Below are 15,652 nucleotides of genomic sequence, written 5' to 3'. Positions count from 1 at the left end.
AGTGGTCGGGGAGACTGGATTCGAACCAGCGACCCCCTGTACCCAAAACAGGTGCGCTACCAGGCTGCGCCACTCCCCGGCGCTCGGTGTATCTAGGGTTATAGCCGTTCTGATGCAAGGGAAAAATTCAAAAATTATGAAAAAACCGAGTGCAGCCCGCAACCCCATGGTTTCCAAGGCTTTGAAAGCGTGTCATTGAAACCTTATACAAAAACAGGGAACAGAGTGATTCTGCTCCCCATCCGTTTTCACCCATATTGTAACAAATGAGTCGTAATTCTCTAATGCTTTCGTACATAGCGCGCAAAGTTGGAAGGCGCCCCGCCACCCGGCAAGTTTACCTTCTGCACTACTTCCATCTCTGTTCCACCATTCACTAAAGTCCGGTAAGCCATCATGCGTTCCTGATCACGGTAAAAAGCTGATGAATCCAGTGTATTCTCTGAAGTCGCTGTTACTGAAATAGCATCCGCCAGATCACCACCCGCGAACTTATATTGGTGCCCATCTGGTTTACAGCGGAAGCTATGTGCGTGTTGCTCGCCTTCGGTATCAACCCAGGCCATTTTAAACTCAAGCTCTTCCCCATTCTGGTGGATAGCGTAATAACCAGTTACTGGTGGCTCACCCTGCTCATATTCGCAGCTGTCCGGGTCCAAAATCCACTCGCCAAGAAACCCTTGGTAAAGGGGCTTATCGCTCATGATACTTCCTTTTATAGAAATTCAAGATTTTCGCTGAAACGCCTTAAAGAGCGCACTAGCATCTGCCACCAGCTTATCCCCTACCCAGATGGAACCTGCAACAGAAAAAAGACCATCACCAGCAGAATGCGCAGTTGCGGCTCCTTCCACCCAGTCACCAAGCTTTGCCGGACCTAAAAAATCAGTCGTTAAACGCACAGTAACAAACGGTGGATCTGTTACCTCCATAACTGCAGTAGCGAGCATAATATCGGCAAATGTCATCAGCATACCGCCATGACACATTCCACCAGCATTTATGTGGCGCTCAGCAACACGAAACCCGCGCGACCAAATATCATCTACACGTTTTTCAAACAGGGGCCCATTTTCCCAGGCAAAATTGGAATTGGATACAATAGGCCTATAACCCTCAGGTGGGTTAGCCGCAGCAATCATTTCATCTGTTGCAATGCGGCTTTTCATTAGTTCTTGGATGTTTTTGCGTTACCAAGGAAAGCATGACGAACAACATCGCCTGGCTTGATATTCAATTCTTCCGCACGACCACCAGGAATTTCAAGCACAGCCTTGGCTTTACCTTCAGAGCTGTAGCGTGGCCCTTCATCAAGCGGTTTAGCGTTAGCCCGAATATTCAAAATCTCACCGGTTTTCTTCATGAAGATAATATCAAGCGGGATCAGCGTATTCCGCATCCAGAAACTTCTGTAATCTTCATTTGGAAAAATAAAGAGCATTCCGGCATCTGGCTCCAGATGTTCCCTATTCATCAGACCTTGTTGCCGCTGTGCGTTTGAAAGCGCTAATTCAACATGAAATTCGTGTACGGAACCATCAGCACGTTCAATGATAAGCGGCGTGGTAAGCTTTTCTTGAGCATTGGCGGGCGCAACACTACCGGCCAAAAACAAAAGCACACAGGCCATAAGCCTGCGTGCTATCTGTGTTAGTTTCAATTTATGCATCACCCGGAAGTGCTATTTGGGCAACCAGCGGCCCGCGTTCTCCTGTACCAATACGAACCCTTACAGGCTGTGTTGGCTCGAGATCAGTTAAACCAGCTCTACGAAGCGTTTCTATGTGAACAAAGATATCTTGTGTACCCTCACCACGAGATACAAAACCATATCCTTTGGTTCTATTGAACCATTTCACTTCCACGTCTTCGAAATCCTCAGATACATCAACATCCATACCTGGGTGTGAAAAAGAAGACCTTCCCAAATCTTCTGGCGAAACTGCAGTAGATAAATCAAGAGAATGCACCAACACCGCCTGTCGGCCTCTATCTCTTGCTACAGCATTACAAACTACTGTTGTACCCTCAGGAACCGATCTCCGTCCCACTTCCCGTAGAACTGAAAAATGCAGCAGAACATCACCGTCATCATCATCTGCTACAATAAATCCGTACCCTTTTACAGCATCGAACCATTTAACTTTACCAGTAACCTTCTGGCCAAGTTCTTCGGGCCGTTCCTCTGGACACACGTCATTACGGCCGTCCATACCATTCCCCCCTTTAAGGAATATCAGTCGTTACTTGCCACCTGCCGTTACATACTTAACAACAGGTTAACAGAAGTATGCTACTGCCAAAAGAAAACGCCCGCAACAAATTTCGTCACGGGCGCGTGTAATCAACCTATTGATTGAATTTGGATTTTATCAGTGACCACCTTTAGAAGTTGTGTCTACCGTAGCGGAATGATGCTCAATCAGATGCGCATCATAGAGGTCTTGGGTCATTGGCTGAAGGAAATTCGCAACGGCAATGTAACCTACGATTGACATAACAATGGTGTATGGCAGTGCCATGATAACCATCTTCATATAGCTCAGACGAATAAGTGGCGCGAGAGCTGAAGTTAGCAAGAACAGGAACGCAGCCTGACCATTAGGTGTTGCAACAGATGGAATGTTCGTGCCTGTGTTAATAGCCACAGCCATCAAATCAAACGTATCACGATCAATAACACCATCAGCAAGAGCTTTTGTTGTTTCAGTTACATAAACCGTTGCAACAAACACGTTATCCGAGATAGCCGACAAGACACCGTTAGCAATAAAGAGCGCGGTAATCTGTTCAGAAGCTGTTGGCAGGCTCAATACGAATTCTGTAACCGGCGCAAACAGCTGGTTATCACTGATCACACCAACGATAGAGAAGAATACAACAAGCAGTGCTGTAAACGGCAACGCTTCTTCAAACGCGTGACCAATCTGGTGCTCTTCCGTAATACCGGTAAGGGCAGATGCAAGCACGATCACAGAAAGACCAACAAGACCCGGGCTGATGTGGATAATAAGAGCTACTACAAGCCACAACGCTACGATACCCTGAACCAAAAGAGCTGCTTTATCGCGCTTTGTGCGGCGCTCACCCTCGTAGTTATCGTAATCAACAATAATATTCAGTACTTTTTCAGGGATCTTTGCGCCGTAACCGAACTTACCTGTCAACTCAAGAACCACACATGTTGCAAGGCCAGCGAAGAATACAGGAAGTGTTACAGGCACCATACGGAAGAAGAACTCATCAAATGCCCAACCAGCGCGCGCACCGATTAGAATGTTCTGCGGCTCACCCACCAATGTCATCACACCACCGAGTGCTGTACCAACAGCCGCATGCATCATAAGACTGCGAAGGAAAGCACGGAACTGTTCAAGCTCATTCTCGTTCAACTTATCAAGCTGGCCATCATCTGAGTGGTTATGATCATGACCAAAGTCCTTACCAGATGCCACTTTATGGTAGATAGAATAGAAACCAACAGAAATGGAGATCACTACTGCTGTTACTGTAAGCGCATCAAGGAATGCTGAGAGGATAGCGGCCATAAAAGAGAAAATCATCGAAAGAATGACTTTGTTACGCACATTCACGAGGATTTTTGTGAATACAAACAGAAGCATGTTTTTCAGGAAGTAGATACCTGCCACCATAAATACCAGCAGCATAATTACTTCTAGATTGCTTTCAATTTCATGTACAACTGTACCTGGCGAGGTCATGCCAAGCGCTACAGCTTCAATCGCAAGAAGGCCGCCAGGCTGAAGTGGGTAACATTTCAGTGCCATTGCAAGCGTGAAAATGAACTCAAGAACAAGAGCCCAGCCCGCTACATATGCACCAGCTGTATAATATAGAATTGGGTTTAGTACCAAAAAGCCAAGAATGGCCATTTTGTACCATTCAGCGGAATTTCCAAGGAAATTCCTTCCTGCAGGGTTCGCGAAAAGCGACATATTTTTTCCCTCTTAACTATTCTGCCCAGAAATGAACAATCTGCTGATTGATGCTTGTAAATGTCGGGGAGCGGCAAATCAAGGTAAACTGGTATTATAGTTTTTTGATGCCCTAAGCATTTCAGCAATAATAAAACACCACATATTGTATGTTGCTTTTACAAACAATATATTAACCGCAGCCTACCCTAATGAGTGAAAGAGCCCATGTTCCATACACTTAAGATAGCCAACGAATGGCTTAAAACCAGTGATTTTATATGCTTAGCGGTTGTAACAAAAACCTGGGGATCAGCACCAAGGCGGAAGGGATCATTAATGATTATCCATCCGGAAGGGCATTTTGAAGGGTCTGTTTCCGGGGGCTGTGTTGAAGGCTCAGTGATTTCAGAGGCCCTGACACTTGACAGGGCTAACCATAAAAAACTTACGTACGCTGTTTCAAATGACGAGGCCTGGGAAGTAGGACTCGCATGTGGCGGCGAAATTGAAATCCAACTTTTTAAGATATCCTCTGATAATTTACCCATTGTAGAAGCTTCCCTTCGAGCCATAGAGACACGCACGGTTATTGAGCTCATTCTTGATAAAAAAGGTAATGCGCACCAGGCGTTGCCTCCTTCAAACTCTGAAGGTCAGATACTTATTGATGCTGATAACAACACAAAATTATTGATAGCCCCTCGCAACAGAATGCTTATCATTGGCGCAGTTCATATAGCCCAGCATTTAGCCCCAATTGCTATTGCCTGCGATTATGAAGTGATAATCATTGATCCGCGGGCATCCTTTACTGAAAACAGAAACTTCAGCGGCGCTACAATCATCAACGACTGGCCTGATGAATATGTAAAAGCTAGTCCAATTGACCAAGCAACAGCAATTGTCACCTTAACCCATGATCCAAAGATTGATGATGCCATTCTCCGCCCCGCTCTTATCAGCAAGGCTTTTTACATTGGTGCACTTGGTAGTAAGAAAACCCATGCATCACGCTTGGACCGCATCAAAGGCTTTGGATTTTCCCCTCATGCACTTGCGCGGATTAATGGCCCCATAGGGCTTAATATCGGAGCAGCAAACCCTGCTGAAATTGCTGTCTCCATCATGGCTGAAGTAACTGACACATTAAGGACAAACAGTGCAGTTTAAAGACATTGCTACAAAAAAAGCCCTTGGTTGGCATTTAGCTCATAGCCTGAAAGTTGGTGAAAAGCGCATACCCAAAGGCCACCTAATAGATCAAAACACATTAGATATCATCATATCAGCGGGTATTAGTAGCTTATGGGCTTACCAGTTTGAGGCTGGCGATATTAAAGAAGATGAAGCTGCCAGAACCGTCGCAGCTGCCATTTCAGGCAAGCATACTTACACTGAAAGACCAACTAAAGGTCGTGCCAATATTTTTGCTGAATCGGATGGACTTTTGCAGGTTGGCCAAACCATTGAAGCCTTGAATACAGTGAATAAAGATTTTGGCGTAGCGACGCTGCCTACACTTAGCAGAGTTAAACAAGGTCAACTAATTGCTACAGTAAAAACTATCCCCTATGCAGTGAGTGAAGCCGACCTAAAAATAGAGGACGCAGTTAAGGGCACACTTTCGGTCACCCCATTTGACAACTACAAAACAACACTTATTTGCTCCGACAATCGATTTACAAAGAAAAATCAAGCTGTTATTCGAAATCGCATACAGGAAACAAAGGGCACACTTTCGGGCACAGTGTCAGTGGACCACTCCATAAAATCAATTTCAGAAGCTATTCAAAAAGCAGCGGATAAAAATGATCTTATTTTGCTACTTGGTATTTCTGCAATTGCCGACATACGAGACGTTCTTCCCGCTGCAGTGATTGATGCAGGCGGTGAAATTATACAGATTGGTATGCCCGTAGACCCTGGCAATCTGCTTATGCTCGCAAAAATCGGAGACACACCGATTATTGGAATTCCAGGGTGTGCCAAATCCCCGGCACTTAATGGTTTTGACTTTGTTTTAGAACGTTTCGCGGCAGGTCTTCCGCTTGATACCAGCATGTTAAGCGCTCAAGGCATTGGTGGGCTTTTAAAAGAAATCCATTCACGGCCGGAACCACGTACCAGCAAAAGTGAAACAACAGTGATTGCCGCCATCACATTAGCAGCGGGTAAATCCAGCAGAGCGGCATCAATCCACAAGCTACTCGCGCAAATGAATAACAAACCAGTGCTAGAGCACACCCTCAAGCAAACAGCGGCCCTTAATAACATTAAAAGATACGCTGTTACTGGCTTTCGCACACAGGAAACAACGCCTGTTATTGAAGGCCAAAATATAGAAGCCCTCTTTAATGCTGAGTTTGAAAGTGGCATGGCTTCCAGCATCCGCAAAGGCATCTCAGCTTTACCAGCTGGCACATCGTTAACCTTTATTGTCCTTGGGGATATGCCTTTCGTTACGCCAGCCACCTACAACAAGCTTCTTCAAGCTGCAGAACGAACACCTGAAGCAGAAATTTTCATTCCCACATTTAATGGCAAACGCGGCAACCCTGTGCTCTGGCGCTCCTCAATGTTTGAAGAACTTAGCAAAATCAGTGGCGACAAAGGCGGGAGAACCGTTTTCCAGCGGCATGAAAGCCTTGTATGCGAAGTAGACGTTTCTGATCCCGGTATCCTGATTGATCTTGATACACCTGAAGCCTTGACTCAGTTTGGTATTACGGCAGTAGCTGAATAATTTCTTCTTCCGTGGCATCGAGAATACGCTGAACCATTTGAAAAGGAAATCCCGCCCGCATCATAGCAGCCTTTTCCTTTTCGACCTTTTCTTCAGAGTATCGATCAGCGCGCCTGAAAGGCCCAAATCGCCGGCGTTTCGCGTAAGCTGCAGCAGCTGAAAGATCAATATCTACCTCCGGTTCACCCTGAATTGCCGCAAACAATTCCTGAATGATATCTTGCGGAACACCCTTATAGCGAAGATCTTGCGAAATCACACGAAGTGGCTTCCCTTTTCTAAGCAAACTTTCGTATCTGCTTTTTGCATAAAGAGCATCATCCACATAACCGTATTTCACACATTTTTGTGCAACATCGGCTATCCATCCCCTATGCTCAGAAGAAACCTCCTGTCCTTCTTCAAGACGTCGACGAACTTTCCGTTCCAGTACAGCTCGGAGATTTGCCTCTGTACTTGAGAAGCGCCCCAAATAATGAAGCGCTGCTCGTTCCAGATAACCTTCAGATATCTTTTTGGGTTTCGCCACTTTAAAGTGCCTCAATCATATTCAGGAAACGATCTAGTTCTTCTTTACTATTATAATAATGCGGAGAAACCCGGATTGTAGTGTTAATCCCCCTCGCTCCAAGATCAAGCCTTGTATGCTCAATGGTTGATACTTGCACACCAACACCTTCATCGTGGAATTTCGCTTTTACAGTCGTGGCATCATGCCCTTCCTTATTGAAGGTGATAATGGCCGCTGTAGCATCTTCCTGACATGTGGGAATAACCCCCTTTATATTATAAAGGTTTTGACGCAAATAGGCCGCCCTATGTTGAATTTCCTCCGTGGCTTTTTCCAGCCCCAGTTCTAACAAGTAATCAATAGCTGCTCCGAAAGCGATCTGGTTCCCAATGTTTCGCTCCCACGCCTCAAAGAGAGCTGTATCGCTACGGAACTCTATTTCCTGATCACCAATCCAGGCGGCAGATTTATTTGTGGCAACAACAGGTTCGATTCTATTGCGGGCTTTCTCATTCATATAAAGGAAGCCCATTCCCCTAGGCCCGCGAAGGAACTTGCGTGCTGTGCCGGTAGCCATGTCGCAGCCAACACTTTCCACTTTCACCGGCAACTGCCCAACAGATTGGCAAGTATCAACAAGATATAGAATGTCTTTCGCTTTAGCGATTTTTCCAATCTCTTCAACAGGAAGTATCTGGCCGCTGGAGGACGGAACATGTGTCACGCTAATTAATTTGGTTTTATCATCAATCAGACTTTCCAATTGATTAAGGTCTAACTGCCCATCAGATTTTGGATAAGCCACTCGAACCTCAATACCACGCCGCTTGGCACGGTGGAGGTAAGCCACATAGTTACTACAGTACTCGTTATAGGCGGTAATAATATTATCACCCTCCTTCATGGGTACACTGTAAAAAGCCTTTGTCCATGCATCAACCGCACTACCCGTAATAGCGAAATCCTGAACAGAACCACCAATCAACCGAGACAGCGAATTATATACACCATCAATCACCGCCGACTGTTGCTCTTGCGCAACATATCCACCCATTCTGACTTCTTGGTCAAGATGCGACTGGATCGCATTAATCACAGGTTCAGGCATCAAAGCAGCCCCGCAATTGTCTAAATGCAGCCGTTTTGCAGCCCCCGGTGTTATTTCCCGCATTTTTTCTAGCTCTAGTGAACTAAAGTTGGACAAAAAATCCGTCATTTTTTAGCCTTATTTTTTAAATAATGCATTCGAATTGACGCTTGTTAAGGCAGAATTTGCTTGCGTACTTGGGCCACAAAATGTAATTCCACCTTAATTAATAAGCGTAACATAGCTTGTGAATGAACAAGTTAAATAGGGTTGAAGCAAGCAAAATTTAGCCTTACTCTTCGCTTAGAGGATAAGTAATTGATATAGCCCGTTGCCCATTGCGGGCTATGGGTTGTTGTTTTAGTAAGCTCCGGCTAAAGTACTTGGCGGGATAATAATATGGTTGAAGCCGACGCAATGACTGTAGTGACACCTACTCTTGATCCAAGCCTACCAAGGCGCTATTCGGATTTTGATACTCTTGTTGAAGCAATGGAGTATGCTGCCCAAGGTAAAAGAGGCGCAAATTTCTTCAATGCCAGAGGGGATTTGATCCAATCTGTAACTTGGACTGAACTACGTAACCGTGCCGAAACCATAGGTCGTAAATTGACCAAACTTGGTTTTGAAAAAGGTGACCGTATCGCACTTATTGCCGAAACGAGTGCAAACTTTGTCGCCTTCTTTATGGGTTGCCAGTACGCCAGCGTTCTTCCTGTCCCTCTACCTCTACCAACTTCGTTCGGTGGTAAAGTGGGCTATGTGTCGCAGCTACGCATGCAAATGGAAAGCTGTGAAGCAAACGGTATTATGGCGCCGGAATTCATGGGTGAAATGATCGCTGAGGCGACAGAAGGCATGGACATGATCTTCTCTGGCGCTATGGATGATTATCTCGCAGTTGAAGGCGATGGTGAACTTCGCCTCCCGGTTAAAGAAGATTTAGCCTACCTTCAATATTCATCGGGCAGCACACGTTTCCCGCACGGCGTATCGGTTACACACCAATCTTTGCTGGCGAACACTCACGGCATGGGTTTTCACGGTGTTAAGTTAATCGATGAAGATCGCTGTGTATCATGGCTTCCGTTTTATCATGACATGGGACTTGTAGGTACACTACTGACAACAATTACTTGTCAGGTATCGGTGGACTTTATCCCAACAGAAGAATTTGCACGCCGCCCGCTTAGCTGGCTTCGTGTTATCAGCCAAAATAAGGGCACGCTTACATACAGCCCTACTTTCGGTTTTGACATTTGTGCACGCCGCGCTGCAATGCGTTCAAGCGCAATGGAAGGCCTTGATCTTTCAAGCGTTCGTGTTGCCGGCATCGGTGCAGAGATGATCCGCCCTGACGTATTAAAACGTTTCCATGACACATTTGGCGAAATCGGTTTTTCTGAAAAAGCCTTCCTGCCAAGTTACGGCCTGGCAGAATGTACGCTCGGCGTGAGTTTTGGTAAAGTTGGCGTTGGTATCGAAGTTGATCTCGTTGAAGAAGCTTCACTAACCGGAGATCGCCACCTACTTGTAAACGGCAGCGAAGATAACCCACGCATGCGTAAGGTTGTTAACTGCGGTACACCTCTACCGGAATATGATATTGAAATCCGCAACGAAGACGACAACGTTCTTCCAGAAAACCATGTAGGACGTGTGTTCCTTCGCGGTATTTCTGTAATGCGTGAGTATTTCAATGACCCTGAAACGACCCGTGCCGTACTTAGCCCTGAAGGCTGGCTCGACACAGGCGATATGGGTTATATGAAAGACGGTGACATCTATATAGTTGGCCGCGCCAAAGATATGATCATTGTGAATGGTAAAAACCACTGGCCACAGGATATCGAGTGGGCTGCTGAGCAAATTAACGGTATTAAAACTGGTGATGTTGCAGCAATTTCCGTCCCTGGTGAAAATGCCGAAGAAGTACCGATGGTTTTAGTGCAATGCCGTATTTCCGATGTAGCTGAGCGCACGAAGCTAATCGAAGATATTCGTAAGCAAATTCAGGCGTCAACCGGCGTTACTAGCTTGATTGAACTGGTATCACCACGAGCTCTACCGCGCACCTCGTCTGGTAAATTGAGCCGAACCAAAGCCCGAAACGCTTATCTTTCAGGAAACTTGCAAGCACTAGCTAGCTAACCAATATGACAGATCAGATCACAAATACTGCCGCTGGTAAGACAATTGCTCTAACCGGCGGCACTGGTTTTTTAGGCGGCCATGTTATTGATTGCCTTTTAAACGCTGGACATAATATCCGTGCCCTAACCCGCCGCTCACAGCCGGAGCGGGAAGGTATTATTTGGGTTGAAGGGTCTATGTCGGATACTGAAAGCCTAGAGAAACTTTGTGAAGGCGCGGATACACTCATTCATGTTGCAGGTCTTACCAAAGCGCTTAATCGAGATATCTTTTTCGATGTGAATGTAAAAGGCAGCAAGCTTGTTTTTGAAGCCGCAGCAAAAACAGGTATTGATCATGTTATTCACGTCTCAAGCCTTGCGGCTCGGGAACCAAGGCTTTCCCATTATGGCGCCAGCAAAGCGGGAACAGAAATGCTGCTGACAGCACGCAAGTGGCCGTTCAGCTGGACGATAGTACGTCCACCAGCTATTTACGGTCCTGGTGACAAGGAAATCCTGAAACTTCTTAAAGCAACTAAACTCGGTGTACTCCCTGCCCCAGGTAGCAGTAAGAATCGCGTTTCAATGATCCATGCACGTGATCTTGCTGAAGCAATTACCGCGATGTGCGATAAAAGCCATAGTGCCTCTATTGTTGAAATTGACGATGGTAAAACAGGCGGGTATCAGATTTCAGAAATTGCGGAAGCTGTGCCAAGCAATTCCAACAAGAAAACAAAAATCATCCCGCTTCCATTTTGGGTTTTAGGGTCGATTGGAGCCGTGAATGGCATTTTTGCTAGCCTTGTTAAGAAGCCAGCAATGCTTACACTCTCTACAGCCCGATATCTTTGCCATCCTGACTGGGTGGTAAGAGAAGGTAGACGTCCTAAACTTGCAAATTGGTCGCCAAAATTTAGCCTTAAAGCCGGATTAGAGGATACAATCGACTGGTATCGAAAAAACGGGCTTTTATGATTGGCAACTCCCCTCTATAAACAGGGGTAATTTAAAAATTCCACTAAAATAGGCGGTTAACATGGCAAAAGCCGAAACTCTTGAAACTATCTATGCCCTTATTACACCTCTTAATAAGAAGGGCGTAAAGCTTGCACCTGAAGTAACATTCGCTGGTGATCTTGAGCTAGACAGCCTTACCGTGATGGATCTGGTTGCTGATATTGAAGATGAATTCGATATTATTCTTCCACTCAACCTGTTACCTGATCTTGAAACAATTGAACACGTAGCAGACGCAGTTGAAAAGATTGTAAGCGAAGGCAATTAATCTATGGATTTGCTTGATAAGTTTGACGCAACGGTTGCGCTCCGTGAAAGCCTGCCTTTTGAAAAGGCTGACCCTTTCAAAGTAGTAATGGATAAAATCATCTCAGAAACTGAGGCGATTATTGCTGGCAGGCACACTATTCTTGCTGGCACCAATAACTATATGGGCATGACCTTTAACGAAAGCTCTCTTGCCGCTGCAAAGCAGGCAATTGATGATTTCGGTACAGGAACAACAGGCTCACGCGTTCTAAACGGTACATATGGTAGTCACAAAGCCCTTGAGCAAACCATTGCTGACTTCTACGGCATGGACCACTGCATGGTGTTTTCAACTGGATATCAGGCGAACCTAGGCATGATCTCAGCTCTTGGCGGTAAAGATGATTTCATTATCATCGATGCTGATAGCCATGCATCCATCTATGATGGCTGTAAGATGAGCGATGCAACTATTGTACGCTTCAAGCATAACGATGTTGAAAACATGGAACGCCGCTTGAAGCGGCTCCCTGAAGACGCTGGCAAACTTATAGTGATAGAAGGCATTTATTCCATGCTTGGTGATGCCGCACCCGTTAAGGAACTGCTTGAAGTTGCTAAGAAATACGGCTGTATGACACTGGTTGATGAAGCACATTCCATGGGCTTTTCTGGTGAAAACGGCCGAGGTGTTGCAGAGGAACTTGGTGTAGAACATCTGGTTGATTTCTACGTTGGCACTTTCTCTAAATCGGTTGGTACTGTTGGCGGCTTTGCCGTTTCGAACCACCCTAAATTTGATGTGCTGCGTTTCGTTAGCCGTCCATATATTTTCACAGCAAGTCTGCCACCTAGTGTGGTTGCTTCTGCAACAGCTTCTATTGAAGCTATCAAACGCAGTGGAAACCGCCGCGCGCACCTGTGGGAAAACGCACGCCAGCTACATACCGGCCTGAAAACTGCTGGTTTCAAAATGTGTACAGAAAAAGCTGAAAGCCCAATTATCGCTGTACACCTTCCAGACCCAATGATGGGCACCAAATTCTGGGAGCAACTACTTCTTGAAGGTGTTTATGTGAACATGGCTGCACCGCCTGCAACACCAGCAGGTATGTTCCTGATGCGTGTAAGCGTGTGCGCACAACACACAAGTGAGCAGATTGATGAAATTATCAAACGGTTCAAAACAACCGCCGAGAAAGTTGGTCTTGAACTAACTGCATAGACCGTAATTCCATGAGATAAAAAAGGCGGTCCAGAGTGGTACCGCCTTTTTTATAACTATTTAAATGCGCCCTTTTTCCTGAGGCTCCAGAAGAGAGAGGCCCCGGCAATAATGGGCCATTTCCTCATCCAGTCTTTAATCTCAATCTCCACCCCTGAGTGACGACGGATTTTCCAAGCCAGATAATCAATACCACCGTCAAAGGTCATAGAAGCCTTCACAAGCCGCAAAAAGCTTACCCATTTACCGTTCCATCGGCGCATCATCCATTTAAAAGCAGGTTTAAACTGACGTTCAGGTTGTTTTTGTAAAGGAGCAACCTCAGTACTTACACCTAATGCCTCAAGAGCTATTGGCGTAAGACGGTCGTACCGCTCTTGATCCAAAAGATAGATCTCCAGGCCCTTACCGCCACGCTCTGAGCGCAATTCCGCCGCATAGGTAGCTTCAAAAGCTTCCACCCACAATTCACGGGATTGAACTGTCCTCGGTTTCAGGTCAAGCAAGTTACCCAGCATGGTTTTAACCGCAGTAGCGATATATTCATTGATTTCGGCAAATGCGAGATCATCACGAGCATTTAAAAGAAGGCACGGCTGGCAAAAACGTGCCCAAACAGAAACGTTCAAACATCCGGCTGACACCCTGTACTTCAGATCATCCATAGATAACACCGCATATTTCACACGCACCATCATGCCATCAACATCGGTTTCGTGATAAAATACATTCGGAGGGATAAGTTTATTGGCTGCCGCCAACCAACGCTTTTCATATGCGTTCTTATAACTATCTACGATCACATAGAAATCGAGGATTTTATCCTCTATTTCACCCGTACGCAGACAAGAACCATAAAAAATAACCCCAGTCACGCAGTTCCCGTAGCGAGCCGAAATCTCCTTGGCAGCCACCTCTACCTCTGCAGGCACAGATCGATCCCATTCGGCCCTGATAAAGCCAATTAACTCATTATCATTCGAGTTCATGAATACCCTGCTATTTAATAGAAATAAAAGTAAGGGCTTTATCACCACGTAATGTTACAGGAACACCAGTGGTTGGCTGATAAATTTCGCCGTCTAGTGTAACCGGATCCGTTCCTTCAAAACGAATTTCATTACTATTACGTGTGTGTGTCCCCGCAATACTCTTATTCTTAAAACCACCGGTAATCAGCGCTCTAAAAGCCCGGAACAAGTTTCCTGCTCCCGGTTCAATTGCCGAAAACCTCAGTCCGCCATCCCCAACGGAGCCATAAGGCTTCAACCCAAGAATTAGATTATCAAGCGTTGTCGCCAGTACAGCAGCATACTGCCCTGCCATACGTGCACTTCCTGGTACGATTATCTCCATCGGATCAGAAACAAGAAGATCTTTCTGTTTACCAATTCCGAATGCAGATCCAAGAAGTTTAATAAATGCCATAACATGTGCAAGGGAATTTGGAACTCCCATGGAATATGCGTTTTCCCGTGTCCAAAAAATCCCTTTAACAACTCCCGCAGTACCAAAGAAGGTGCCAACTTTTGGTAACTCGCCATCCCCCATATCTAGCTCAATCAGGTGTCGGCTTGTTATCGCATCAGCAATCTTGCCTTCGCTAGCAATCTTCAGCAGCTTGCGAAGCACCTTCGAAGGCTTTCCTTTAAAACCCAAATCTGCCGCTGTCATATTAGTTTTCCCACCTGGCAAAAATGCGATAGGTGGAACGACCGAAAAATGCTTCTTATAAAGAATAGCAGAAAGCACAGCACCAATTGTACCATCGCCGCCGTTGACAATGATCATTGCTGGGTTAGCTTTAGCGAATAGCGACAACGCCTCATCGATAGTATCAATGCCATTCAATTCAAAATGAACAACATTAGCACTTTCATTGATAACCTTGCGAATTTCGCCCATTCCGTTGGCATTTGTTGTGCTGAGAGGGTTGGAAATAATCGCTACAAGCGGAACAGTGGCACCACTTTGAATATTGGTTTTATCTAACTGCATTCTATCCCGCTCCAACAGGAATTAAGCACACAAAAAAGCCAAGGTGGCATTCACCTCAGCGTTACAATTTTATTTCAACGCGCCATATATAAGCAATCAGTTTAAATTTTTCAATATTAACGACGCCTAGCCTTACGGCGCTTCTCTTTCTTTTCGTCGTCACCGCCTAAGATATACTTCAATTTGACAGTAGTTTCCGTAACACCAGCAGGCATATCCATGATTACTTCTTCAGCATCCGGTGCACCTAGTCCCAGTTTCGGATTATTTGAAAACCCAAAACCTTCGGAAAGAAAGTCGGCTTTGCCGTTAGCATTTTTATCATGCATCACCACAAGTGCGTATTTTCCGGCACTAGGTAATTGAACACACATAGCCTGTTCACCAGCATCAATTACGGGGACATCCAGGCGCACCAGCTTCTTCCCTTTAGCGAGGAAATCATCTGGATTAGAACTATATATTTGCGCTCGCAGATTACCTTCCTGCGTGCGAATATTTTCTACATTTACCAGAAGCGCAGCACCACTATCTCCCGCAACACAAGAAAAAGCTAAGTCTTGCGCATAAACACCTCCAGATAGGAAATGCCCGCCTAATACTAGGGAAGAAATCAAAACTGAACGTACAAATTTCATTACAGTTACTCCGCGCTTCTGTTAATGCCTATCATTTCCCGCTGGAAGGTGGCAGAATTATGTCTCATATGCGCCGAAATAAAGTGTAAGACAACAAGCTTTTGCCAT

Annotated in this window: 16 protein-coding genes and 1 tRNA gene; 6 read left to right on the top strand and 11 right to left on the bottom strand. The window is 45.5% G+C overall.

Translation table 11 applies throughout. The features are described 5' to 3' along the window. Positions 1–2: 2 nt before the first annotated feature. The 6 genes from MF542_RS16140 to nhaB all read right to left on the bottom strand — a co-directional run bounded on the left by MF542_RS16140 (position 3) and on the right by nhaB (position 3,956). A tRNA-Pro gene (locus MF542_RS16140) sits at positions 3–79 on the bottom strand. Positions 80–281: 202 nt separating this feature from the next. Beyond that, positions 282–704: a hypothetical protein gene (locus MF542_RS16135; protein ID WP_247021349.1), complete on the bottom strand. Its 423-nt coding sequence runs from the start codon at positions 702–704 to the stop codon at positions 282–284. 21 nt (positions 705–725) lie between these two features. Continuing rightward, on the bottom strand, positions 726–1,169 hold the full coding sequence (locus MF542_RS16130; protein ID WP_247021347.1) for a PaaI family thioesterase: 444 nt from the start codon (positions 1,167–1,169) through the stop codon (positions 726–728). Continuing rightward, complete coding sequence (locus tag MF542_RS16125) at positions 1,169–1,660, bottom strand: DUF192 domain-containing protein (protein WP_247021345.1); 492 nt, start codon at positions 1,658–1,660, stop codon at positions 1,169–1,171. Before MF542_RS16125 ends, MF542_RS16130 begins: the two co-directional genes overlap by 1 nt. Position 1,661: 1 nt before the next feature. Then, complete coding sequence (locus tag MF542_RS17860; RefSeq protein WP_304665229.1) at positions 1,662–2,213, bottom strand: cold-shock protein; 552 nt, start codon at positions 2,211–2,213, stop codon at positions 1,662–1,664. A gap of 159 nt (positions 2,214–2,372) precedes the next feature. Further along, complete coding sequence (nhaB, locus tag MF542_RS16110; RefSeq protein WP_247021343.1) at positions 2,373–3,956, bottom strand: sodium/proton antiporter NhaB; 1,584 nt, start codon at positions 3,954–3,956, stop codon at positions 2,373–2,375. 207 nt (positions 3,957–4,163) lie between these two features. Between nhaB and MF542_RS16105 the strand changes: the two genes are divergently transcribed. Together MF542_RS16105 and MF542_RS17855 are read left to right on the top strand one after the other, a co-directional pair. Beyond that, a complete protein-coding gene (locus MF542_RS16105) occupies positions 4,164–5,108 on the top strand; it encodes an XdhC family protein (RefSeq protein WP_281501742.1) in 945 nt (314 codons plus the stop codon). Then, complete coding sequence (locus tag MF542_RS17855; RefSeq protein ID WP_247021339.1) at positions 5,098–6,681, top strand: NTP transferase domain-containing protein; 1,584 nt, start codon at positions 5,098–5,100, stop codon at positions 6,679–6,681. Before MF542_RS16105 ends, MF542_RS17855 begins: the two co-directional genes overlap by 11 nt. Here the strand turns inward: MF542_RS17855 and MF542_RS16095 are convergent. Then, positions 6,662–7,210, bottom strand: a complete 549-nt coding sequence (locus MF542_RS16095; RefSeq protein ID WP_247021337.1) for a regulatory protein RecX — start codon at positions 7,208–7,210, stop codon at positions 6,662–6,664. The genes MF542_RS17855 and MF542_RS16095 overlap by 20 nt on opposite strands. A 1-nt stretch (position 7,211) precedes the next feature. Further along, positions 7,212–8,408, bottom strand: coding sequence for an aminotransferase class V-fold PLP-dependent enzyme (locus MF542_RS16090; protein ID WP_247021335.1), 1,197 nt, complete (start codon positions 8,406–8,408; stop codon positions 7,212–7,214). Positions 8,409–8,678: 270 nt separating this feature from the next. On the opposite strand from MF542_RS16090, the gene MF542_RS16085 reads away from it, so the two are divergent. The 4 genes from MF542_RS16085 (at position 8,679) to spt (ending at position 12,908) form a co-directional block, all read left to right on the top strand. Then, entirely contained in the window at positions 8,679–10,430 is a 1,752-nt protein-coding gene (locus MF542_RS16085) for a fatty acyl-AMP ligase (protein ID WP_247021333.1), read from the top strand. Positions 10,431–10,435: 5 nt separating this feature from the next. After that, positions 10,436–11,392, top strand: a complete 957-nt coding sequence (locus MF542_RS16080) for an NAD-dependent epimerase/dehydratase family protein (RefSeq protein ID WP_247021331.1) — start codon at positions 10,436–10,438, stop codon at positions 11,390–11,392. 61 nt (positions 11,393–11,453) lie between these two features. Continuing rightward, positions 11,454–11,702: an acyl carrier protein gene (locus MF542_RS16075; RefSeq protein ID WP_247021329.1), complete on the top strand. Its 249-nt coding sequence runs from the start codon at positions 11,454–11,456 to the stop codon at positions 11,700–11,702. Positions 11,703–11,705: 3 nt separating this feature from the next. Next, positions 11,706–12,908: a serine palmitoyltransferase gene (spt, locus tag MF542_RS16070; RefSeq protein ID WP_247021327.1), complete on the top strand. Its 1,203-nt coding sequence runs from the start codon at positions 11,706–11,708 to the stop codon at positions 12,906–12,908. A 56-nt stretch (positions 12,909–12,964) separates the two neighbouring features. Here the strand turns inward: spt and MF542_RS16065 are convergent, their stop codons facing one another. The 3 genes from MF542_RS16065 to MF542_RS16055 form a co-directional block, all read right to left on the bottom strand. After that, positions 12,965–13,897 carry a hypothetical protein gene (locus MF542_RS16065; RefSeq protein ID WP_247021325.1) on the bottom strand — a complete coding sequence of 311 codons (933 nt, stop codon included), beginning with the start codon at positions 13,895–13,897 and terminating at the stop codon, positions 12,965–12,967. A gap of 10 nt (positions 13,898–13,907) precedes the next feature. Further along, positions 13,908–14,906 carry a diacylglycerol/lipid kinase family protein gene (locus MF542_RS16060; RefSeq protein ID WP_247021323.1) on the bottom strand — a complete coding sequence of 333 codons (999 nt, stop codon included), beginning with the start codon at positions 14,904–14,906 and terminating at the stop codon, positions 13,908–13,910. A gap of 116 nt (positions 14,907–15,022) precedes the next feature. After that, positions 15,023–15,544 carry a DUF2141 domain-containing protein gene (locus MF542_RS16055; RefSeq protein ID WP_247021321.1) on the bottom strand — a complete coding sequence of 174 codons (522 nt, stop codon included), beginning with the start codon at positions 15,542–15,544 and terminating at the stop codon, positions 15,023–15,025. Positions 15,545–15,652 lie beyond the last annotated feature (108 nt).

This window comes from Kordiimonas laminariae (genome assembly GCF_023008165.1).
In the GTDB taxonomy this organism is placed as follows: Bacteria; Pseudomonadota; Alphaproteobacteria; order Sphingomonadales; family Kordiimonadaceae; genus Kordiimonas; species Kordiimonas laminariae.
The sequence above is the reverse complement of the archived record's forward strand: the minus strand, read 5'-3'. Positions and strand labels throughout refer to the sequence as shown.

Coding starts and splice junctions, on each gene's coding strand:
- MF542_RS16135 (WP_247021349.1), bottom strand. CDS start 704: ATGAGCGATAAGCCCCTTTACCAAGGGTTTCTTGGCGAGTGGATTTTG.
- MF542_RS16130 (WP_247021347.1), bottom strand. CDS start 1,169: ATGAAAAGCCGCATTGCAACAGATGAAATGATTGCTGCGGCTAACCCA.
- MF542_RS17860 (WP_304665229.1), bottom strand. CDS start 2,213: ATGGACGGCCGTAATGACGTGTGTCCAGAGGAACGGCCCGAAGAACTT.
- nhaB (WP_247021343.1), bottom strand. CDS start 3,956: ATGTCGCTTTTCGCGAACCCTGCAGGAAGGAATTTCCTTGGAAATTCC.
- MF542_RS16105 (WP_281501742.1), top strand. CDS start 4,164: ATGTTCCATACACTTAAGATAGCCAACGAATGGCTTAAAACCAGTGAT.
- MF542_RS16090 (WP_247021335.1), bottom strand. CDS start 8,408: ATGACGGATTTTTTGTCCAACTTTAGTTCACTAGAGCTAGAAAAAATG.
- MF542_RS16085 (WP_247021333.1), top strand. CDS start 8,679: ATGGTTGAAGCCGACGCAATGACTGTAGTGACACCTACTCTTGATCCA.
- MF542_RS16080 (WP_247021331.1), top strand. CDS start 10,436: ATGACAGATCAGATCACAAATACTGCCGCTGGTAAGACAATTGCTCTA.
- MF542_RS16075 (WP_247021329.1), top strand. CDS start 11,454: ATGGCAAAAGCCGAAACTCTTGAAACTATCTATGCCCTTATTACACCT.
- spt (WP_247021327.1), top strand. CDS start 11,706: ATGGATTTGCTTGATAAGTTTGACGCAACGGTTGCGCTCCGTGAAAGC.
- MF542_RS16065 (WP_247021325.1), bottom strand. CDS start 13,897: ATGAACTCGAATGATAATGAGTTAATTGGCTTTATCAGGGCCGAATGG.
- MF542_RS16060 (WP_247021323.1), bottom strand. CDS start 14,906: ATGCAGTTAGATAAAACCAATATTCAAAGTGGTGCCACTGTTCCGCTT.
- MF542_RS16055 (WP_247021321.1), bottom strand. CDS start 15,544: ATGAAATTTGTACGTTCAGTTTTGATTTCTTCCCTAGTATTAGGCGGG.